This window comes from Rhodobium gokarnense, assembly GCF_025961475.1.
Classification (GTDB): domain Bacteria; phylum Pseudomonadota; class Alphaproteobacteria; order Rhizobiales; family Rhodobiaceae; genus Rhodobium; species Rhodobium gokarnense.
The window spans coordinates 16,098-38,172 of sequence record NZ_JAOQNS010000015.1; the positions used below are offsets into that span (position 1 = coordinate 16,098).

The window sequence follows — 22,075 nt, forward strand, 5'->3', positions numbered from 1 at the left end:
TTTTCGCCCCCGGCATAGCCGCTTATCGCGGCAAAAGGCAAGCACGGCGGGCGGGCAATGGGTCTAGCGCGACTGGAACCAGGCCCAGGTCGCGGCAAGGCCTTCCTTCAGGTCCATGCGCGGGCTGAAGCCGAGCACGTCGCGGGCCCGGGAGATGTCGCAATAGGTGGAGTGGATCTCGCCGGCGCGGAAATCCCGGTATTCGACCTCGAAGGTCTTCGGCGCGACGACCTCGCGCATCGCCGCGATGAGCTCGTTCAGCGTCGTCGGCTTGCCGGTACCCATCTGGATGGCGCCGTCGAAGTCGCAGGTCAGCGCCGCGACGATGCCGTCGGCGAGGTTCTCCACATAGACGTAGTCGCGCACCTGGCTGCCGTCGCCATAGACGACGAGCGGCTTGCCGGCCATGATCTGCTTGAAGAAATGGGCGACGACCGAGCCCTTGTGGAAGGACCGCGGCCCGTAGACGTTGGAAAAGCGCAGCGAGATCGAGCGCAAGCCGTAGCTGGCGCTGAACGCCGAGCAGTAGCCTTCCACGGCCAGCTTGGAGGCGCCATAGGGCGAGGCCGGATGCGGCACCATCTCCTCATGCACCGGCGGCGGCACTTCGCCGAGGATTGCGCCGCCCGTGGAGGCGCCGACGAAGCGGTTGATGCCGCGCGCGCGCATCGCCTCCAGCACGTTGAAGGTGCCGATGACGTTGTTCTCGAAGTTCTTGCGCGGGTCCTCGATGGAATCCATGACCCGGGTGTCGGCGGCGAGATGGACGACGGCGTCGACGCCGTCGAGCGCTTCCGACACGGCCTCGCGGTCGCGGATGTCGCCATGGATGAAATCCACGTCGAGATCGGCGAGGTGTTCGCGCTTGCCGAGGGTTTCGTTGTCGAGCACCCGGACCTGGTGTCCGCCGAGCCGGTTGAGATGGGCCGTCAGATTGGTCCCGACGAAGCCGGCGCCGCCGGTGATGAGCACGTGCATGGATGTTCCTCTGTTCAGGATGGCGCGCGGCAGCTTCGAGCGAGGGGTCCGAAGGTCGGCCGGCCGGCCGGATATCGGCGGGCGCGCCGGCAATTGCGAAACGACTGTTTCGGCCGGCACTGATTGCGGCCTTTGGCGGCGTCTGTCAAGCCGCGCGCGTGCTTGGTTCTGCCGCAGGTTTTTGCTAAAGGAACCGCAGTTTCAGTTGTCCGGACCGGCATTCGACGCCGCAGGGCGCCGCGACCGCGCCGCCTCGGCGTCATGCTTCGTTTCGCCTGCCTGGGATTGCGGAAGCGAAGGTCCCTGAAGAAAACCCCGAGAACGAGGTCGATGGCCAGCGATGGACACGCGCGCCGATGAAAAGCGAAACGACGACATGACCGACACGACCGAGGCAGGCGGCGAGCCGCAGACGGCACTCGATGCGATCGACCTGATCGAACCGCGGCACGCCGATGCCGACACGGCAACCTTCCCCGGCCTGCCGACCTTCGAGGGCACCGTCACGCCGGACCGGCCGCTGAAGGTCTGCATCGCCACCATCGACGTGGTCGGTCCCGTCCGCAATGGCGGCATCGGCACGGCCTACCGCTATGTCGCCGACTTCCTCGTCTCCTGCGGCCACGAGGTCACCATCCTCTACGGCCTCGGCCAGCATTGCGAGAACGGCGCCATCGAGGACTGGGTCGACTTCTACAGGGAGCGCGGCATCAATTTCGTGCCGATGCCGCAGCCGGAGCTGCGCTCCTCGCGCGGCCCGGTCGGCGCCACCTCGCGGATCTCCCGGCTCACCTATGAGTGGCTGAAGGACAAGGACTTCGACGTCGTCCACGTCTCCGAATGGCGCGGCGTCGGCTACTATTCGCTGCTCGCCAAGAATCTCGGCCTTGCCTTCAAGGACACGACCTTCGTCGTCAAATGCTCCTCGCCGACGATGTGGAACAAGATCGGCGGCAACGTGCTTCCCGACGAAAAGCGCGACCTGATCCTTTCCTACATGGAACGGCGCAGCGTCGAGCTTGCCGACATCGTCGTCAGCGGCAGCCTGCACATGCTGCGCTGGATGCTCGACAGCGGCTACAATCTCGACCGGCCGCGCTGCCGGGTGCAGCCCAACATCATGCTGACCTCGACGCTGGAAGAAGCGGTTCCCGACAGCGACGAGCAGGGCCAGCGCCGGCCTATCGACGAGATTGTCTTCTTCGGCCGCCTGGAGCCGCGCAAGGGCATCCACATCTTCTGCGAGGCGATCGACCGGCTGGTCAAGGCCGGCGGCCCGCTGCCGAAAAAGGTCACATTCCTCGGCAAGTTCGCCAAGGTGTTCGACGCGGAAACCCATATCGGCGAGCGCAAGGAGCGCTGGCCCTTCGAGGTCGAGACCATCACCGGCTACGACCAGCCGATGGCCGTGCACTATCTGCGCCAGCCCGGGCGCATCGCGGTGATCCCCTCGCTCCTGGAAAACTCGTCCTTCGCCATCTATGAGTGCCTGATCTACCAGATCAATTTCCTTGCCAGCGACCGCGGCGGCAACGCCGAGCTGATCCACGAGGACGACCACGACGACATCCTGTTCCAGGCCCATCCGGCGTCGCTGAAGCGCCAGCTCGAACGGGCGCTGACCGGCGGCGCGCTGGTCGCCCGGCCGTCCTTCGACAACAGCGAGAACAACCGGACCTGGGCCAACTGGCACGCCTCGCTGACGAAACCGGGCGCCATTCAGGCGCTCAGCCGGTTCCCCGAGGAGCCGGCCGAGCCGCGCGAGCCGCTGGTCACCGTCTGCCTTGCCCATTACGAGCGGCCGGAGATGGTGCGCGACGCGATCCGCTCCATCGAAGCGCAGACCTACAAGAACGTCGAGGTCGTTCTCGTCGACGACGGCAGCACATCGGCCAAAACCGTTGCCTTCCTGGACGACCTGAAGAAGGATTTTGCGGCCCGCGGCTGGCAGGTCGTGGTGCAGGAAAACGCCTATCTCGGCGCCTCGCGCAACACCGCGGCGCGCCATGCCCACGGCGAGTACCTGTTGTTCATGGACGACGACAACCTCGCCATGGCGAACGAGATCGAGACCTTCGTGCACGTCGCCGAGCGGTCCGATGCCGATATCTTCACGTGCTTTTCCGACATGTTCGCGGGCGACGGCCTGCCGTCGAAGGAAAACGCGGTCTCGCGCATTACGCCGATCGGGTCGAGCCTGACCGTCGGCGCCTTCGTCAACTGCTTCGGCGACAGCAACTCGTTCGTGCGCAAGAGCTCGTTCGACAGGATCGGCGGCTTCACCGAGGACTACCGCATCGGCCGCGACGATCAGGAGTTCTTCTCGCGCGCCATCATCAACGGCTTCAAGCTGGAGGTGGTGCCGGAGACGCTCTACTGGTACCGCCGGCCGAAGCCGGGTGCCGGCATGAAGGCGATGAACTACAGCGTCTCGGCCGGCCAGTACCGCGTGCTGCGGCCCTATATCAATGCGCTGCCGCTGGCGCTCCGCAACTTCGTCCTCTACGCCGTCGGCCTGGAGAACAAGACGACCGCGCTTCAGGCCGAAAATCGCGAGCTGCAACGGCGGATCGACGAACTGGAAGGCACCGCACGGGCGTCCGGCAGGAAGAAATCGCCGTCGGTGCTGAAGCAGGTCAAGAAGCTCTTCAGATAACCGGGCCGACCGGTCCGGATCGCCTCCGACCGCATCTCTCAAAAAACGAAAGGCGCCGGACCCTTGAGCCCGGCGCCCTGAAAAACGCTCGATCATGCCTTGCGGCGGGATCGCCTTAGAGCGTTTCATGCGATTACGGAATCGCCCGAAACGCTCTAACTTATTGTTTTGACGCGTATTCCGGTCCGAAAACCGGTTCCCGCTTTTCGGCAATACGCTCTAGGAGCCGAGACGCTCGGCCGCGGTCTTGTTCCAGGCCGACACGCACGGGATCTTCTCCCGGTCGCAGTTGTCGGCGTAGCGCTTGGCGATCTCGGTGACTTCGTCCAGAAGGCCCTCTTCCAGGGTGATCGGGTCGAGGCCGAGATTGAGGAAGCGGTCGTTGGCGACGTGCAGCTCGTTCTCGTCGGCTTCCTGGCGCGGGTTCGGCACCTTGGAAATCTCCGCGCCGGTCTTGCGCGCGACCAGCTCGGCCAGCTCGCGGACCCGGTGGGTCTCGGTCATCTGGTTGAGGATGTTCACCTTGGCGCCGGTCTGCGGCGGGTTGGTGATGGCCAGCTCGATACAGCGCACCGTGTCCTGGATGTGGATGAAGGCGCGGGTCTGGCCGCCGGTGCCGTGCACGGTCATCGGGTAGCCGATGGCGGCCTGCATCAGGAAGCGGTTGAGCACGGTGCCGTAGTCGCCGTCATAGTCGAAGCGGTTGATCAGCCGCTCGTCCATCTTGGTCTCTTCGGTCTGGGTGCCCCAGACGATGCCCTGGTGCAGGTCGGTGATCTTCAGCTTGTCGTTCTTGTTGTAGAACTGGAAGAAGAGCTGATCCTGGGTCTTGGTCATGTGGTAGATCGAGCCCGGATCGGCCGGATAGAGGATCTCCTTCTTCACCACGCCGTCGTCGGTCTCCAGCATGACGTTGAGGTAGCCCTCGGGGATCTTCATGCCGGCGGTGCCGTAGCCGTAGACGCCCATGGTGCCGAGATGGACCAGGTGGACGTCGAGGCCGCTCTCCACGATTGCCGCGCAGACGTCATTGGTGGCGTTCAGGTTGTTGGTGACCGTGTAGCGCTTGTGGCTCGACGACTTCATGGAGTAGGGGGCAGCGCGCTGCTCGGCGAAGTGGACGATGGCGTCCGGCTTTTCGTCCTCGATCAGGCTGAGCATGCGGTGGTAGTGCTCGCCGACCGTGAAGGTGTGGACCGGGATGTCGCTGCCGGTGAGCTCCTTCCAGACCCGCACGCGCTCGCCGAGCGGACGGATCGGCGTCAGCGACGACGCCTCCAGCTCGATGTCGATGTTCCGGCGGGAAAGGTTGTCGACGATGATCACATCGTGACCGCGCTTGGAAAGGTGCAACGCCGTCGGCCAGCCGCAGAAGCCGTCTCCACCGAGAACTATTACCTTCATCAGGACACTCCAGAGTTCTTTTTCATTGGATCGATCGGTCCGGTTGCGCCCCGGGTCGGGATCGCGGAATCGGTTGCGAAAGCCTCAGTGTCGGCGGCGAGACCAATCGAAGGGTTCGGGATGTTCATGCGGCATGGCAAATTCAGGCGTCCCTGCCGCGCCAAATCGGCGCTCGACCTAGCATCCTTGTAACGCTTTGTCCATAATTCCGGCCAAGCGGACGGCTTTTATTGGTGAAGACCGATGACACTGCTTGCATGCGGGTTCCGCCGACGCGGGTTGGAAACTGTGGTCGCGCTGCCGCGCGCCGGTTCCATGGGGCGGCGACATGGCAGAATTGCGGCATTCAAAAGACATCTTTGGCCGCAGGACTGCCGCATCGTCGCAGGCAAGAAAAAAACGCTGGATCGCCAGTGCCCGCGCGCCGCTGTCGCGCCCAGATGTCGCTGCCCGGCCGGAAAGGAACACCGGTGAGGGCGCCGGCAGCGGTCGGCCCGCGCATGGCATCGCTGCTTGCCCCGTTTCGCGGCGCGGCGCTGATCGCGGCGGCCAGGCTCGGAGATCCCGGCGCGGAAAGTGTCGTCCTTGGTTCCGGTATGGAGCGCATCGACATCGTCATCGTCCGGCTCGGCGGGGACATCCGCGCGTTTCTCAACGAATGCCCGCACGCGCTGACGACGCTGGAGACCTTCGACGGGCGCTTTTTCGACGCCGACGATCCCTCGCTGCTGGTCTGCTCCACCCATGGCGCGCGCTTTGCCGCCCTGACCGGCCTCTGTGTCGCCGGTCCGTGTCTCGGCCGCGCCCTCAGCGCCGTGCCGATCACCGTCGAGGATGGAATTATCCGCGTTGCCCCAGGGCATTAGCACGCTATTGCAGCGCCATACGAAAGTTCGATCTGGCAGCCGTGGATTTGCTGTGCTTGCATACGCATAATGCCACATTGAATGCGGACAACCGTGAAACGGTGTCGCAACAGTTATGACTGGGAGGAAGCGTAATGCACGACGAATTGTACCCCGTGCCCGAAGCGACGGCGAAGGCCGCGCTGATCGACAACGACAAATACCTTCAAATGTACCAGCAGTCGATCGACGACCCGAACGCCTTCTGGGGCGAGCACGGCAAGCGTATCGATTGGATCAAGCCCTATACCAAGGTCAAGAACACCTCCTACGACTACCACAACGTTTCCATCAAATGGTTCGAGGACGGCACCCTCAACGTCGCCGCCAACTGCATCGACCGCCACCTGGAGACCCGCGGCGACCAGACCGCGATCATCTGGGAAGGCGACGATCCGGCCGACGACGAGCACATCACCTATCGCCAGCTGCACGAGCGTGTCAGCCGTCTCGCCAACGCTTTCAAGGACAACGGCGTCAAGAAGGGCGACCGGGTCACCATCTACCTCCCGATGATCCCGGAAGCCGCCTACGCCATGCTCGCCTGCGCCCGCATCGGCGCGGTGCACTCCATCGTCTTCGGCGGCTTTTCGCCGGATTCGCTCGCCAACCGCATCGAGGACTGCCGCTCGTCCTTCATCATCACCGCCGACGAGGGCCTGCGCGGCGGGCGCAAGGTGCCGCTGAAGGCCAACACCGACAAGGCGATCGAGGTCGCCGCCCGCGACGGGGCCGTCGTCGACAAGGTGATCGTCGTCAAGCGCACCGGCGGCGACATCGCCATGAAGGAGGGCCGCGACGTCTGGTACCACGAGGCCGTGGAAGCCGCCTCGCCGGACTGCCCGCCGGAGGAGATGAGCGCGGAGGACCCGCTGTTCATCCTCTACACCTCCGGCTCCACCGGCAAGCCGAAGGGCGTCATGCACACCACCGGCGGCTACCTCGTCTACGCCTCCATGACCCACGAATATGTCTTCGACTACCAGGACGCGGAGGTCTACTGGTGCACCGCCGACGTCGGCTGGGTGACCGGCCACAGCTACATCGTCTACGGCCCGCTCGCCAACGGCGCCACGACGCTGATGTTCGAGGGCGTGCCGAACTATCCGAGCCCGTCCCGCTTCTGGGAAGTGGTCGACAAGCACAAGGTGTCGATCTTCTACACCGCGCCGACCGCGATCCGCGCGCTGATGGGCGCCGGCGAGGATTACGTCAAGAAGACCGACCGATCGTCGCTCCGCATTCTCGGCTCGGTCGGCGAGCCGATCAATCCGGAGGCCTGGATCTGGTACTACGACGTCGTCGGCGAGAAGCGCTGCCCGATCGTCGACACCTGGTGGCAGACGGAGACCGGCGGCATCCTGATCACGCCGCTGCCGGGCGCAACGGCCCTGAAGCCGGGCTCGGCGACGCGGCCGTTCTTCGGCATCCAGCCGCAGATCGTCGACGCGGAAGGCAAGGAGCTGGACGGCGCGACGGAGGGCAACCTCGTCATCGCCGATTCCTGGCCGGGCCAGATGCGCACCGTCTATGGCGACCACGAGCGCTTCGTGCAGACCTACTTCTCCACCTACAAGGGCAAGTACTTCACGGGCGACGGCTGCCGCCGCGACGCCGACGGCTATTACTGGATCACCGGCCGCGTCGACGACGTCATCAACGTCTCCGGTCACCGCATGGGCACGGCCGAGGTGGAATCGGCGCTCGTCGCCCATCCGAAGGTGTCCGAGGCCGCCGTCGTCGGCTATCCGCATAGTCTGAAGGGCCAGGGCATCTACGCCTATGTCACCCTGATGGAGGGCGAGGAGCCGTCGGAGGAGCTGCAGAAGGAACTGGTGAAGTGGGTCCGCAACGAGATCGGCCCGATCGCCTCGCCGGACCTCATCCAGTTCGCGCCCGGCCTGCCGAAGACCCGGTCGGGCAAGATCATGCGCCGCATCCTCAGGAAGATCGCGGAAGACGCCTTCGAGAACCTCGGCGACACCTCGACGCTCGCCGATCCGGGCGTCGTCGAAGACCTCATCGAGAACCGCCAGAACCGGGCATAGCCGGCGCGGAAGAGTGTTAGGGAAACGCTGCAAGAAGAAACGGCCGGGGGGGGGTCTCCGGCCGTTTTTTTCAAAAGCCGCGTTGCCGGGTGGGAACAGGCCGCGTCCTTGGCGAACGCCTGAACCTGCGAACGCCTACGTTCCATCTCCCTGGATTGCTTCGCTCCGCTCGCAATGACGATTGCCCAGTGTTTTCAACGTCATTGCGAGGAGGCCGCAAGGCCGACGCAGCAATCCAGCGGGCGTTTGCCGACGAACTGACGGTTCCTCGTGTGCAGTCCCCCTGCCCAAACCTCAGTCGTCACCCCGGCCCCCGAGCCGGGGCCTAATGCCCGCATCGACACGGTATGCCGGTGGAAAACGGAAAGAAGCCATCGCGCGGACGTCGGCTGCGGCAGGACCCGAGGCGGCATACCGCATCGAGACGGGCATTGGGTCGCGGCTCTCCGCTGCGCTGCGGCCGGGATGACGACCGTGGGGTCGCGAACGGGCCGCGTGACCCGGCACTGCGGCAAACCCAGCGCGCAAGGTGAACAACCGGCGCCGGCCCTACTCGGCTGCGTTGCGGTCGAAGCGCGCCCTGGCGAGGTCCGCGACGAGGTCCGGCAGGGTTTCGGCCGAGGCGGAGCCGCGGTGGCGGTCCGGCGGCGGTTCGGTGCCGGGGGCGGCGTTCTCGAAGACGTCGTAGCTGGCGTTGCGCTCCAGGGCGAGGATGTCGCTTTGCTGGCGGTGGGCGCAGCCCTTGATGCAGCCGGAGACGTGGATGGTCAGCGGCTCGGGCAGGGGCGCGTCGCCGAGGGTTTTGGCGACCGCCGCAAAGACGGCGCGGCCGTTCTCCTTGGTGTGGAGCCGGCCGCCCCGGCAGCCTTCGACGCCGCTGCAGGCGTAGAGCCGAATGCGCACGAAGGCCGGGTCGACGACGAAGCCGAGGCGGTCGGCCTCCGCCAGGAGAGCCTCTGCCGCGTCCGTGCGGACGGAGGGCAAAAAGACCGCGTGCCAGGGGGCGAGCCGCAGCGTGCCGTCGCCGTGGCGGTCGGCAAGGGCGGCAAGGTGCCGGGTCGTCGCCACATCGAGCCGGCCGACCGGAACGCCGAGGCCGCAGGAGACGAACCCGCTGCGGGCCTCCGGAACGATGCCGATGGAGGGATCGAAGACCGGGAGCGGGTCGGCCACGGCGGCGCGCTCTAGCGGGATTTCGGCGAAGTCCTCCAGCCTTTCGACGATGGTCTCCACCGGTACCGTCTTGATCAGCCGCCTGATCCGGTTCTCGTAGGGACCGCCGAGGGCAAGGGCGAGCCGGACGGCGGCGGCTGTCGGCTGCTTCCAGGTCTTCGCGCCGACGCCGTAAGCGGCAAGGCCCCTCGGCAGCGGCGACTGGGCTTCCGCGGCAAGCGCGATGGCGGCGCGGGCGGCGGCGATCGCCAGCAGCGGTGCGGTCTCTTCGGATGCGACGAGTTCCGTCGGCGTGCCCGCAAGGGTCAGGCGGAAGCGGATGCCGCTCGCGGCGCGCTCCGCAACGAGGCCGATGTCGTGGGCAAGGCCGGCAACGCCGCTCGCCCCGCCATTGTCGACGACGAAGCCGACTTCGGAACTGAGGCTTTTGAGCGCCGGGCGCGCCTGGATCGCCGCATCGAGCGCCTCAACGAGTCCGCGCGTGTCGCACAGCGCGTCCGGGTCGCGGCCGTCGAGCGGGTCGGCGACGATGTTGCGGATGCGGTCGGCCCAGGCGGCCTTGGGAAGAAGTCCGGCGCCGCCGAGATGGGTCTTCAGGACGTCGAAGGTGATGTCGTGGAGGCCGCGGACCTGCAGGTTCGCCCGGTTGGTGAGGTCGATGAGGCCGCTGCCGAGATCGCCGGCAAGGGCCGCGACCGCGCGCAACTGGTCGGCCGTCACCGCGCCGCCGGGAAGGCGGATGCGGATCATCGGCCCGTCCTTCATATGGGCGATGTAGAGGCAGCCGGGGGTCTTGGCCATGTCGGCGTCGGGGAAGTCGTTGGGGTCTAGAACAGCATACCGTGACTGCCGGCGACCGCACCCGAAATCGTGATGAGACCGAGTGTCAAAAGGACCCAGTGCAGGCGCCGGATCAGCCGGAACGTCGCTTCGGGCCGGTCTTTTGCCGCGCTCTGAAACCAGCGGTGGAGGAAGAGCGGCTCGGCGACGAACAGCATGACGGAAAAGACCAGCCACACCGCGACCATGGCATGCATCCACCAGAAGGCGGGATCGAGAAACCGGTCCCAGAGGTCCCAGGCCCAGGCCATGTAGAGGCCGGACAGGCCGACGAGCAGCGTCGTCGCCCGCGCCTGCCAGGCAAAGCGGCCCTCGATCTCCTCGAAGAAGGCGACGCGCTCCTCGGCCGACTTGAAGCGCAGGACCGCCGGCAACAGGATGGTGGTGACGAAGGCGACGCCGCCGATCCACAGGACGACGCCGACGACATGGAGCGCGCGGGCGATCGCCATATCGTCCATGGCGGGCCTCCTTTGCGAGGGAAACGATGATCGTTCGCAAAGGCATGACACGGGCAGAGCCGGCGCCCCTTGACTGTCGTCAAGTCGCGCGGAGGCCGGGCAGGGGTCAGGATCGACGGCTCAGAATTTCTCTTCGCCGCGCTGGCGGTGAGGGTCGGGGAAGTCGCGGTAGAGCGCGAAGGTGGCCTTCTCGACCATGGAATTGACCGAAAAGTGCCGGGCCTCGACCGTGCCGTCGCGGCGGGAGACGAGGGCGAAGGCGGCATCGAGCTGGGCGAGGCCTTCGACCTCGATGGCGATGTGGAATTCGCCGAGGTCCTTCGGCGCAAGGCCGAGCTTGCGCCGCATCAACCGCCAGCCGGCGATCCTGCCGTCGGCCTTCAGGCCGTCCAGGAACGTCGCCAGATTGTCGGCAAAGGCAACGTCCGAGGCGCCCGGCTTCAGGTCGATGAAGCAGTGATAGACATCCATCGGCGCCCTTTCCGGACGGACCACCCGCGAAAAGGCCGTCAGAGCGGCTTCAGGGTTTCCGGGTCGATGCCGCCCATGCGGCAGATGCGGTCCCACTCCTCCGGCTCGACGGGCTGCACGGAGAGCCGCGAGTTCTTGGCCAGCACCATGTTCTCCAGCTCCGGCGTTCCCTTGACGTCGTCGAGGGAGACCGGCGTCTTCAGCGGCGCCAGGGCGCGCACGTCAACGCAGTGCCAGCGCTCGTCGTCGGTGGTGGAGTCCGGATGCGCCTCGGCCGAGACCTCGACGACGCCGACGATCTTCTTCTCGTTGACCGAGTGGTAGAAGAAGCCGCGCTCGCCGAGCTTCATGGCCTGCATGTTGTTGCGGGCCTGGTAGTTGCGGACGCCGTCCCATTGCTCGCCCGCATCACCCTTCTTCACCTGGTCGTCCCACGACCAGGTGCCCGGCTCGGATTTGAACAGCCAGTAGGCCATGTCAGCAATCCGGGTTCTTGACCGCCCAGCTCCACGGCCGGATTTCCACATGCTCGAAGAGGCCGGCGCGCTCATACGGGTCCTCTTCGGAAACGGCAAGGGCTTCCTGGCGGTTGGAGGCCTCGATGATGATCAGGCTGCCGGACGGGGTGCCGTCGTCGTCGAGGAAGGGGCCGGCCGCCTTCAGCTTGCTGCCGAGGGCGTCGAGATAGGCGAGGTGGTCGGGGCGGGTGTTGGCCCGCAAATCGGTCATGTGCGGCTTGTCGGTGCAGATGAGCGCGTAAAGCATAAAGGTCTCCCGGAGGCATTTTTGGTAAGGGGCGGGTGCCCTGAAATCTCGGCGGCGGAGATTAGGCGGGGCACCCCGTCGCGTCTAGTGCGGCGGGCCGAGAAAAACCGAATATGACGGGAAATCTCGCCGCTATGCCTCTTCGCGCTTGAGGGGCCGGCGCATCAGCCGCTCGATGGCGGCATCGAGGCGGAGGCGGCCTTCGACGATTTCGGCAACGACCTCGGTGATCGGCATGTCGATGGCCTCGCGCCGGGCAAGGTCGCGGGCGATCAGCGCGGTCATCGCTCCCTCGGCGAGCGGACGGCCCCTCGCAAGGAGGTCGGCGACGGCCGCGCCCTCGCCGATGCCGATGCCGAAGGCGTAGTTGCGGGACTGGACGCTGGAGCAGGTCAGCATCAGGTCGCCGAGGCCGGACAGGCCCATCAGGGTCTCCGCCTCCGCGCCGCGACGGCGCGCGAAACGGCGGATTTCCGCAAAGCCGCGGGCAATGAGGGCGGCTTCGGCGCTCTTGCCGAGCCGCGCGCCGGCAACGGCGCCGGCACCGATCGCCAGCACGTTCTTCAGGGCGCCGCCGATTTCAACCCCGACAAGGTCGGTCGCGGCATAGGGCCGGAACGCGGGCGCGGAGAGGCTGTCCGCGATGGCATCGGCCAGGGCGCCGTCGGCGCTTGCGATGGTCACCGCCGTCGGCAGGCCTCGTGCCACGTCGCTCGCAAAGCTCGGCCCGGAGAGCGCCGCCGGGCGGGCTTGCGGCAGTTCCTCGACAAGCACCTCGCTCATCAGCCGGCCGGTCGACCGTTCGATGCCCTTGGCGCAGAGGACGACGGGCGTACCGCTTGCGACCAGCGGCTGAAGGTCGCGGAGGACAGCGCGCAGGGTCTGGGCCGGCGTGACGAGGAGGAGAAGGTCGGCGGAGGCGGCTTCGGAAAGGTCGATGGTCCCGGAGATCGGTTCCTTGAAGGGGATGCCCGGCAGGTAGCGCGGATTGCCGTTGCCGGCGTTGACGGACGCGACGGTCTCGGCGTCGCGGCCCCAGAGGATTGCCTTCCTGCCGGCGCGGCTGGCGACGAGGGCAAGGGCGCTGCCCCAGGCGCCGGCGCCGATGATGCCGATGGTGTCGAAGGTTTCCATGGCCGCCCTCACACCTTCGCGCCGAGCCGGCCGGAGCCGACCAGCGGTGAGGCGTTTTCATCGAGCGGCCAGCGGGCGCGGGCGGCAAAGCCGAGCGGATCGGTCTCGCCGCGGGAAAGCCGTTCGGCACCGGCCCAGGCGATCATGGCGCCGTTGTCGGTGCAAAGCTTCGGCGGCAGCGCCAGGAAAGTGGCGCCGGCGGTCTCGGCCACCTCGGTGAGGACGGCGCGCAGCACACCGTTCGAGGCAACGCCGCCGGCTGCGGCGAAGCCGATGGGCCAGCCGGGGAATTCCTCGGCAAAGCGCTTCAGCGCCGCGGTGAGTTTCTTGCGGACGACGTCGGCGACGGCGCCTTGGAAGGCGGCACAGATATCGGCGACGTCCTGATCAGTCAGCGGGGCGACGCCCTTTGCCGCAAGCCTGACGGCAGTCTTGAGGCCCGCAAAGGAGAAATCGAGGCCCGGGCGGTCGATCAGCGGGCGCGGCAGATCGAAGCGCTTGGCGTCGCCCGTGCGTGCCGCCTTTTCCACTTCCGGGCCGCCGGGATAGGCAAGGCCGAGCAGTTTCGCGGTCTTGTCGAAGGCCTCGCCGAGGGCATCGTCGATGGTCGTGCCCCAGCGCTCGTAGTGGCCGACGTCGCGCACCAGCAGGATCTGGGTGTGGCCGCCGGAGACAAGGAACATCAGGTACGGAAAGGCAAGCTCGCCGACGAGGCGCGGGGTCAGCGCGTGGGCGGCCAGGTGATTGACGGCAATCAGCGGTTTTCCGCTCGCCGCCGCGATCGCCTTTGCCGTCGTCAGGCCGACGAGGAGGCCGCCGACAAGGCCCGGCCCGGCGGTGGCGGCGATGCCGGAAAGGTCCCGGAACCCGGCGTCGGCCTCCGCCATGGCCGTCTCGATGATGCGGTCGAGGGCCTCCACATGGGCGCGCGCGGCGATCTCCGGCACGACGCCGCCGAAGACGGCATGGGCCTCGATCTGGCTCCAGACGACGTCCGAAAGAATGGTGCCGCGCCCCTCGGCATCCCGGTGGACGACGGCCGCAGCCGTCTCGTCGCAGCTCGTCTCGATGCCAAGCACGATCATAAGGGCTTTTCCGTGCGGCAAACTGTAGGCAATTGACGGGTCCTGACCCTCAGCTTATCACCATAGCCCGTCCGGGCGTCGGTGGTCGATCCTGCCATGATCGCCGCCCGTCCCGGCGCGATCGCGTATCCCCGAGGCCGTAACTCCGGATCGAGACTATTGCAAACGAAACCTGTGCGAATTGGTACCCGAGGCAGCGCTCTGGCGCTCGCCCAGGCCCATGAGACCCGCGACCGCATCCAGGCCGCCCATGGCGATGCCGCGCCGGAGATCGAGATCGTCGTCATCAAGACGACGGGCGATGCCATCCTCGACCGGCCGCTGTCGGAAGCCGGCGGCAAGGGCCTTTTCACCAAGGAAATCGAGGAAGCGCTGCTCGACAAGCGCATCGATCTTGCGGTCCACTCGGCCAAGGACATGCCGACGGTGCTGCCGGACGGGCTGGCGCTGACCGCCTTCCTGCCGCGCGAGGACGTGCGCGACGCCTTCATCAGCCCGAAGGCAAAGACGCTGATGGAGCTGCCCGAGGGCGCCGTCGTCGGCTCCTCGTCGCTCAGGCGCCAGTCGCTGATCAAGCGGCTGAGGCCGGACATCGATGTGGTCACCTTCCGCGGCAACGTGCAAAGCCGGCTGAAGAAGCTGGAAGACGGCGTCGTCGACGCGACGCTCCTTGCCAATGCCGGCCTCCGGCGCCTCGGCATGGCCCACATCATCACCTCGCTGATCGAGCTGGAGGACTTCCTGCCGGCCGTCGGCCAGGGCGCGATCACCATCGAGTCCCGGATCGAGGACCAGGAGACCCTGGCGCTGCTCGCCCCGATCCACGATGCGGACACGGCGGTGGCGCTCGGCGCGGAACGGGCGTTCCTCTTTGAGCTCGACGGCTCCTGCCGCACGCCGATCGCCGGCCATGCGACGCTGAAGGACGGCACCCTGTCGTTCAAGGGCATGATCCTGAAGACCGACGGCTCGGAGGTCCACGACATCGCCCGCGAGGGCCCGGTCGTCGACGCCGTCGCCATCGGCGCCGAATGCGGCCGGATCCTGAAGGAGCGCGGCGGACCGGACTTCTTCGCCCACCTTTGACGGCGTCCGCCGGCCGTCTTTAAGGTCGTGCCCATGCGCTTCCTCGTCACCCGGCCGGAACCCGGCGCCAGCGAGACCGCCCGCCAGCTTGCCGACCTCGGTCACGAGGCGCTGGTGGATTCCCTCATGCATGTGGTGTTCGACGCCGAGGTGCCGATCGCCCTTGAAGGCCTCTCCGCAGTGTTGGTGACCAGCGCCAACGGCATCAGGGCGCTCGCCGAACGGGCCGATTTTTCCGCCATTTCCGCTGTGCCGCTCTTCGCCGTCGGCGCGTCGACGGCAAGCCTTGCCCGCGAGGCCGGCTTTGCCGGGGCCTTTTCGGCCGACGGCGCCGTCGACGACCTTGTCGGTCTCGTCTCCGCGCGCCTCGACCCGGCTTGCGGCACCCTCGTCTATGCGGCGGGTGCGGAGCGGACCGGCGATCTTGACGGCAAATGCCGGGCCAAAGGGTTCTCCGTGGCGGTGGCGGAGGTCTATCGCACCGTCGTCAAGACGGCCTTCAACCCGGAGACGATTGCCGGGTTCAGGACGAAAAGCCTCGACGGTGCGCTGATTTATTCGGCCCGCACGGCCGATGCCTTCGTTGCGGCGGTGCGACAAAACAGCCTCGCAGAGGCATTAAAAACACTGCCCCTCTATGCCATCTCGGCCAAGGCCGCGGCCCCGCTTACCGCGGCAGGCTTTGAAAAAATAGCGATCCCGGCCCGTCCCGACGGGGCCGATTTGCTGGGGTTGCTGCCGAAAAACAGCGACTGAAGGCCACATTGCGGCAAAGTCGAACCGCAATGGGTGTTCTCCCAATGCAATGAAGCCGGTATAACTGAAGCATACCCGCGGTCCGGGGGCAGACCGTCGGGTGATCGCCCACGCTTACCAGAGGAGTTGCATGGCTTCCAATTCTGACAAGGATCGTCCCGGCGCGACCGGACCAGGCAAGCAAGGCCCTCAAGATGATGCCCCTGGAAAGGACAAGACGGACGCGAATCCTTCGGCCGCGGAGCGCAAGCAGGCGAGCCGACCGCCCCGACAACCCGTAACCATCGATCTGAAGGCAACAGAGTCGAGCGACAAGGACAAGGATCCGGGCAAGCCAGCCGCCGGGACCGACGCCAAGCCGGGCGAAAAGCCGACAAGCGCTGCGGGAGGCGCAAAGACGGCAGACACCGGCAAGACGGAGGACCCCAAGGCCGCCGCAAAGCCGGATCCGAAAGCCCCGCCGAAGCCGGACGAGAAGCCGAAAAGCGCTGCTGCGGGAGCCGCGCCGAAGGCCGATCCGGGGGCGACCAAGATGGCGCCGCCGCCGGTCCAGAGCAGCGGTGCCGGCAGTCGTTTCGTTGCCGCCCTGCTCGGCGGCGTGATCGCGCTCGGCGGTGCCTATGGCCTGATCCAGACCGGAAAGCTGCAGTTGCCGGGTGCCCAGGAGGCCGCGGCCACGCAGACGGCGCTCAGCGAGGCTGAGGCCAAGATCGCCGCGCTCGAAGAGCGGATTGCCGGCGGTGGCGAACTGGCGACGACCGTCGACGGCCTGTCGACCCGCGTCTCCGCGCTGGAAGCGGCGCCGGACGACACCGGCACCAGCGACCAGGTCGCAGCCCTTGCCGAGCGTCTGACGGCCGCCGAAGCGGCGGCGCAATCGGCCGCCGAGGCGGTGCCGGATCTGACCCCGCTCAACGAGGAGGTCGCCGAATTGCGGCGGCTGGTCTCGACCGGGGCGGCCGGATCGGACGTCGCGCTGGAAAGCCTGCAGTCGGAGATCACCGACCTGAAGAGCGGCCTGCAGTCGACGCAGGACCAGGTGGCGACGCTGGCCGACAAGCCGGCGGGCGACCCAAGCCTGCCCGAGAAGGTGGCCGATATCGACAGCCGCCTTGCCGCCACGGAGAGCACCGCCTCGGATACGGCGGAACAGCTCAAGCAGGTGGCGCTGACGGCCCAGCAGGCCGATGTCGCGTCCGGCGCGGGCGTTGCGCTCGGGCCCGACGTCAAGGCACTGCAGGCGGCGACCCAGACGCTGACCGAGAACGTCGATGCGGCGACCAGCCAGTTGTCGGCGCTGCAGTCCGGTCAGGAAGCGTTGACGACCAAGGTCGGCTCGCTGGAGGAGACCGTCACCTCGCTCGACCAGCGGATGGGTTCCGCCGAGGAACAGCTCGGTGGCGTCACCGCCCGCGAGACGGCGGCGCGTGCCCTTGCGGTCGCGTCCCTGTCCGATGCGGTCGATGCCGGCCGGCCCTATTCCACCGAGCTGTCGGCCGTTGCCGCCTCGCTCGGCGACGGGGTCGACCTTTCCGCGCTTGAGGCCCATGCCGAGAGCGGACTGCCGACGCGGGCCGAACTGGTCCAGCGCTTCGATGCGGTGGCCGACGCCATGCTGGCGACCACCAGCGAAGTGCCGGAAGACGCCGGCATCCTCGACAAGTTCCTGGTCAATGCCCGCTCCTCGGTACAGGTGCGGCCGTCCGGGGACAGCGGCGGGACCAGCGTTGCGTCGATCGTCGCGCGGATGGAGGCCCAGGTGAAGGCCGGCAAGCTCGCCGAGGCTCTCGGCGAAATGGATGCCTTGCCGGACGACGCCAAGGCCGCCGGTGCCGACTGGGCCGCGGCCGTCCAGGCCCGCCTGCAAGCCGAGTCCCTGGTCCGTCAGACGGCCAAGGACGTGTTGACCATGCTGTCGGGCAACGCCCCGGCGGCGAGCAACTGATCGGCTGAGGGAGTAGTGATATGGTTCGTTTGATAATCTTCTTCGCCGTTCTGTTCGCCTTCGCCCTTGGCGGGGCATGGCTTGCCGACCGGCCGGGAACCGTGATGCTCGACTGGCAGGGCTACCAGGTGCAGACCAGCCTGATGGTCGGCCTGGTGGGGCTCCTGGTCCTCGTCATCGTTCTCTTCATCGCCTGGGCGATCATCGTCAAACTGGTCCGCTCGCCGCGGAGCTTTGCCCGGTTCTGGGGAGCGCGTCGCCGCGAACGGGGCTACAGGGCCCTCACCAACGGCCTCATCGCCGTCGGTTCGGGCGATGTCTCCGGGGCGCGCAAATACGCCAAGGACGCCCAGAAGCTGCTGCGCCGGGAACCGGCGACCAAGCTGCTGGCGGCCCAGGCCGCCCAGCTCGGCGGCGACACCGGCAAGGCCCAGGGTCAGTTCACCAGCATGCTGGAGCATGAATCGACCCAGGTCCTCGGCCTGCACGGCCTCTATCTGGAGGCGCAGCGGGCCGGCGAGACGGAAGCTGCAAGGCACTATGCCAAGGAGGCGATCGCCATCTCGCCCGCCCTTCCCTGGGCCGGCAAGGCGATGCTCGACTTCCAGGCGTCGGAAGGCGACTGGGAAGCGGCGCTCACCACCCTGGAGCGCAACGCCCAGTTCAAGCTGGTCGACAAGAAGACCGCACGGCGCGAGCGCGCCGTGCTCCTGACCGCGCGGGCGATGGAGCTGGAGACCGGCTCTCCCGACCGGGCGCGTGCCCTTGCCAAGGAAGCCCATGGCCTGGCACCGGACCTGGTGCCGGCGGCGGCCGTTGCCGGGCGCCTCTATTCGCGTTCCGGCGATTTCGGCCGGGCCGCGAAGATCCTGGAGGCGGCCTGGAAGAAGAACCCGCATCCGGACATCGCCGAGGCCTATATCCACATCCGGCCCGGCGATTCCATCCGCGACCGTCAGAAGCGGGTGAGCCACCTCAACCAGCTCCGTGCCAACCATCCGGAGGGCGCGCTGGCGCTCGCCCGGGTGGCGATCGACGCCAACGACTGGGAGACCGCCCGCGAGGCGCTCACCAAGCTGTTGCGCTCGGCGCCGACCAAGCGGGCCTGCCTGATGATGGCCGAGGTCGAAGAGGGCCAGCACGGCGATCATGGCCGGGTCCGCGAATGGCTGTCGCGGGCGGTGCGGGCGCCGCAGGATCCGGCATGGGTCGCCGACGGCATCGTCTCGGACACCTGGGCGCCGATTTCGCCGGTCACCGGCGAGCTCGACGCCTTCGAGTGGAAGACGCCGCCAACGGCACTGGCGCCACCCTCGGACGGGCCGCTGATCGACGAGGAGCTCCTGCAGCCGCGTCCGCCGGTTGCCGCCAAGGCGGCGATCGAGCCGGCAAGGGACGTTACCCCGAAGAAGCCGGAAGACGACAAGGCACCGGTCGGCAACCTCGAGGAGGCAGCCGGTACGCCGGGAAAATCTGACGCGGGAGCGGTGAAGACCGCCGCCTTCGACGTTCCCGCGTCATCAAATACCGACGGAGCGCGCTCCGGAACGGGCACCGGCGAGACGCCGGCACCCGCGGCCAGGACGGAAACACCCGCCTCCACGACGCACGCGGCGGCAACGCCGGGCAAGGGCCCGGCCGAGCCGGAGGCGGACACGGACAAGACAGGCGCGGAGGCCAAGGCCCCCGCGCCGGCTGCGGCAAAAGACGATCCCGCGAAAGGCGCGGCGCCCGAAAAGGCGCCTCAGAAGGCGGAAAATGCCGCCGCCGCCAAGTCCCCGAAGCCGGAACCGGCAAAACCGGAGCCGGCGACTGCGGCCGGGCGCGAGACCGTCGCGCCGCCGATCCCCGATGCCGTGGGCGACGGCTATCGGACCCGGCGGAGCACGGTCGCCTATCCGCTCGGCCGGGCACCGGACGATCCGGGACCGCGCGGCAACGGCGCCGACAGGAACGGCTATAAGTCGTACACCTGACGGCTCCGCCGGTCGCAATGGCAAGAAAGGCCGCGCCGCCTCCGCACAAGGGAGCGGCGCGGTTTTTTGTCCGGTCCGTCGTCTGCATCCCGTTGCAGGCTGTGGCGGGGCGGCGAGAATGGCGCTTGAAATACCGGGCCTCTGCCGTTATCAGAGGGCGGTCGAAACGCCGTCCTGGAAGGGTTGCGATCCTTCGCGGGAAAAGCGTTTCGACCGTTCGGCGGGTCTTTTTTAGCGTGAAGCCTCGCCCCTTAGCCGCATTAGCTCAGTTGGTAGAGCACGTCATTCGTAATGATGGGGTCGGCGGTTCGAATCCGTCATGCGGCACCATTCTTCCAGGCTTTTTTTGGCAGGCTCCCGGCGTTCGGCGTGTCCGCTTGGGCGGTGCCTTTGACGCGGCCGGCGATATCCGGCGCCGTCCTGCCTTGAACGCAAGGTCTGCGCTCACACGGCTTCGCGGCGCATCCGTGAGGATGGGGCGGAGGCGTGGTTCGGCCGCTCACTTGATCCGGAACATGTTGCGCAGCGCCAGCGCGATCAGGAACAGGAAGGTCACCGACAACAGGGTCTGGAAGACGCCGAGATAGGCGACGGCGACGGGGATGTCCGGCGGCAGGTGTCGTACGGCGGCTTCCATCGTTGCCGCGTCGGGGTACTTCGCCGGGTCGACCTTCGCTGGATAGAGGCAGGCATAGGCCTTGAGGATGCTCTGGCGCTGGGCGCCGCTGATCGCCGGCAGGGCGTTGGCGAGGGCGAGGAAGGCGGACTTGGCGAAGGCGACGTCCTGGCAGTCCCCGGCCGGGTTCGCCTTGGACAAGTAGATCCCCGCGAAGGCCCATGTGGTGGCAAAGAGCCAGGAGAAGGGGCGCACGAACGAGCGGCCGTAGTCCGACGTCATCCAATAGATGCGATTGAACTGGCGCGACCAGAAGGGTTCCCGTTCGAGCAACAACTCGGCGCTCTTCAGACCCTTGAAGAACAGCATCTCCTGCTCGTGGTCGTGGCCCTGGATCGCCAACCGGGCAAGGGCGCGGTATCGCGCCGGGTCGTCGGTGTCGGGAAAGGGGCGATGGGTCAACGGACTGGGAATTGGCACCGATACGTTGTCGAGCCGCAGCGCTTCGGTGAAATGGGCTTGAATGAAACCTGGAACGCGGGTTTCGAAGCGCGTATCGGCGAGGCTGAACGCGCGGGAAGCGTCGATCGCCCCGAAGTCGGCTTCACCAGCAAATTTGGCACCATCGAAGCTTGTGTTGCCGTCAAAACCGGAAAGGCCAAACAAAGCGTTACCTCTGAACGTCGCGCTGTCGAACCAAGCGATGCTGCTGAATGTCGCGTTGTCGAACCAAGCGTTGCCCTCGAACGTCGCGCTGTTAAACGAAGCGACGTCGTTGAACGTCGCGCTGTAGAAGTGAGCGTTGCCGCTAAACGTCGTGCTGTCGAACCAAGCGTTGCTGCCGAACGTCGCGCGGTTAAACGAAGCGATGTCCCTGAACGTCGCGCTGTAGAATTGAGCGTTGCCGCTAAACGTCGTGCTGTCGAAGGAAGCGCTGCTTCTGAACGTCGCGCTGTCGAACCAAGCGTTGCCGCTAAACGTCGTGCTGTCGAAGGAAGCGTTGCTTCTGAACGTCGCGCTGTCAAACGAAGCGACGCTGCTGAACTTCGCGCTGTAGAAGTGAGCGTCGCCGCTGAACTTCGCGCTGCCGAAATCTGTCTGTCCTGGAAACAGGAAATCCTGGAAACGGATGATTGCGCCAACACACGAAAGTGTATTTGCAGACGTGGATTGCCTGCTTGCGGATTCTCCCTCCTGCCGATCCTCCCCTGATGCCGACCGCAGCCGGACGGAGTGGAAGCTCGTTGCCGCCTTCTCAAGCCAATCTTGGGTGCCTTGGTTAGTGCCCACCTCACCCCAGAAGCCGAAAACAGTCTGACCGGCGCCGACTGCCCATTTCCTTTCGTCGACTAGCTTTTCCTTGTCGGCCAGCATCTGTTCCGCCCAGCCGTTCCAGACGGCCTTGGCCGCCTCGTGGGCCTCGTCCTCCGATTTGCCCGCGTCGAGGGCGGCTTTGCGCTCCGCTTCGCAGTCGGTCCATCGCGCGATGGTGCGGTCGCGAATGCGCTTGCGGACGCCTTTGGGGGAGTCGTCCGGCCGTTCGGGCGGGTCGGGTTCAGGATTGTGGTCGTCGGACATGATGGTTCGGGATGTGGCAGGTTGAGAGGGCAGGGTAATCGGGTTGTGGATTGCTGCTAGTCTCAACCGCTTTTCCCGTCCGCGCAAGCGCATGCGTCGGCTCTTGGCACTGCCGCGCCCAACACTCTCCCCGTCACCCCGGCCTCCGAGCCGGGGCCTATTGCCCCTCACCGCGCGGTATGCCGTTGGCGGGGAGCC

The 22,075-nt window shown here is 66.8% G+C and carries 17 protein-coding genes and 1 tRNA gene; 8 read left to right on the forward strand and 10 right to left on the reverse strand.

Features of this window, described 5'->3' with window-relative positions; translation table 11 throughout:
* Positions 1–63: 63 nt before the first annotated feature.
* Positions 64–978: an NAD-dependent epimerase/dehydratase family protein gene (locus tag M2319_RS20950; RefSeq protein WP_264603421.1), complete on the reverse strand. Its 915-nt coding sequence runs from the start codon at positions 976–978 to the stop codon at positions 64–66.
* A gap of 376 nt (positions 979–1,354) precedes the next feature.
* On the opposite strand from M2319_RS20950, the gene M2319_RS20955 reads away from it, so the two are divergent.
* Positions 1,355–3,634, forward strand: coding sequence for a glycosyltransferase (locus M2319_RS20955; protein WP_264603422.1), 2,280 nt, complete (start codon positions 1,355–1,357; stop codon positions 3,632–3,634).
* A 219-nt stretch (positions 3,635–3,853) separates the two neighbouring features.
* On the opposite strand, the gene M2319_RS20960 is transcribed toward M2319_RS20955, so the two are convergent.
* Complete coding sequence (locus M2319_RS20960; protein ID WP_264603423.1) at positions 3,854–5,038, reverse strand: NAD-dependent epimerase/dehydratase family protein; 1,185 nt, start codon at positions 5,036–5,038, stop codon at positions 3,854–3,856.
* Positions 5,039–5,508: 470 nt separating this feature from the next.
* Between M2319_RS20960 and M2319_RS20965 the strand changes: the two genes are divergently transcribed.
* A complete protein-coding gene (locus M2319_RS20965; RefSeq protein ID WP_264603424.1) occupies positions 5,509–5,904 on the forward strand; it encodes a Rieske (2Fe-2S) protein in 396 nt (131 codons plus the stop codon).
* Positions 5,905–6,038: 134 nt separating this feature from the next.
* Complete coding sequence (gene acs, locus M2319_RS20970) at positions 6,039–7,991, forward strand: acetate--CoA ligase (protein WP_264603425.1); 1,953 nt, start codon at positions 6,039–6,041, stop codon at positions 7,989–7,991.
* Positions 7,992–8,540: 549 nt separating this feature from the next.
* On the opposite strand, the gene cobG is transcribed toward acs, so the two are convergent.
* The 7 genes from cobG to tsaD all read right to left on the reverse strand — a co-directional run bounded on the left by cobG (position 8,541) and on the right by tsaD (position 13,920).
* A complete protein-coding gene (gene cobG / locus M2319_RS20975; protein WP_264603426.1) occupies positions 8,541–9,965 on the reverse strand; it encodes a precorrin-3B synthase in 1,425 nt (474 codons plus the stop codon).
* Positions 9,966–9,991: 26 nt separating this feature from the next.
* Entirely contained in the window at positions 9,992–10,465 is a 474-nt protein-coding gene (locus M2319_RS20980) for a hypothetical protein (RefSeq protein WP_264603427.1), read from the reverse strand.
* Positions 10,466–10,585: 120 nt separating this feature from the next.
* Positions 10,586–10,936 (reverse strand): DUF6614 family protein, encoded by a 351-nt coding sequence (locus M2319_RS20985; protein WP_264603428.1) that lies wholly within the window; start codon positions 10,934–10,936, stop codon positions 10,586–10,588.
* Between the two features lie 38 nt (positions 10,937–10,974).
* Complete coding sequence (locus tag M2319_RS20990) at positions 10,975–11,412, reverse strand: EVE domain-containing protein (RefSeq protein WP_264603429.1); 438 nt, start codon at positions 11,410–11,412, stop codon at positions 10,975–10,977.
* Position 11,413: 1 nt separating this feature from the next.
* Positions 11,414–11,701 (reverse strand): YciI family protein, encoded by a 288-nt coding sequence (locus M2319_RS20995; RefSeq protein WP_264603430.1) that lies wholly within the window; start codon positions 11,699–11,701, stop codon positions 11,414–11,416.
* Between the two features lie 132 nt (positions 11,702–11,833).
* Entirely contained in the window at positions 11,834–12,835 is a 1,002-nt protein-coding gene (locus M2319_RS21000; RefSeq protein ID WP_264603431.1) for an NAD(P)H-dependent glycerol-3-phosphate dehydrogenase, read from the reverse strand.
* A gap of 8 nt (positions 12,836–12,843) precedes the next feature.
* Complete coding sequence (tsaD, locus tag M2319_RS21005) at positions 12,844–13,920, reverse strand: tRNA (adenosine(37)-N6)-threonylcarbamoyltransferase complex transferase subunit TsaD (protein WP_264603432.1); 1,077 nt, start codon at positions 13,918–13,920, stop codon at positions 12,844–12,846.
* A 159-nt stretch (positions 13,921–14,079) separates the two neighbouring features.
* On the opposite strand from tsaD, the gene hemC reads away from it, so the two are divergent.
* The 5 genes from hemC (at position 14,080) to M2319_RS21030 (ending at position 20,013) form a co-directional block, all read left to right on the forward strand.
* Positions 14,080–15,006, forward strand: coding sequence for a hydroxymethylbilane synthase (gene hemC / locus M2319_RS21010; protein ID WP_264603433.1), 927 nt, complete (start codon positions 14,080–14,082; stop codon positions 15,004–15,006).
* A gap of 33 nt (positions 15,007–15,039) precedes the next feature.
* Positions 15,040–15,762: a uroporphyrinogen-III synthase gene (locus M2319_RS21015; RefSeq protein WP_264603434.1), complete on the forward strand. Its 723-nt coding sequence runs from the start codon at positions 15,040–15,042 to the stop codon at positions 15,760–15,762.
* Between the two features lie 130 nt (positions 15,763–15,892).
* Positions 15,893–17,707, forward strand: a complete 1,815-nt coding sequence (locus M2319_RS21020) for a mitofilin family membrane protein (RefSeq protein ID WP_264603435.1) — start codon at positions 15,893–15,895, stop codon at positions 17,705–17,707.
* Positions 17,708–17,727: 20 nt separating this feature from the next.
* Entirely contained in the window at positions 17,728–19,683 is a 1,956-nt protein-coding gene (locus tag M2319_RS21025) for a heme biosynthesis protein HemY (RefSeq protein WP_264603436.1), read from the forward strand.
* Between the two features lie 254 nt (positions 19,684–19,937).
* A tRNA-Thr gene (locus tag M2319_RS21030) sits at positions 19,938–20,013 on the forward strand.
* Between the two features lie 169 nt (positions 20,014–20,182).
* Here the strand turns inward: M2319_RS21030 and M2319_RS21035 are convergent.
* A complete protein-coding gene (locus M2319_RS21035) occupies positions 20,183–21,877 on the reverse strand; it encodes a pentapeptide repeat-containing protein (RefSeq protein WP_264603437.1) in 1,695 nt (564 codons plus the stop codon).
* Positions 21,878–22,075: the final 198 nt, after the last annotated feature.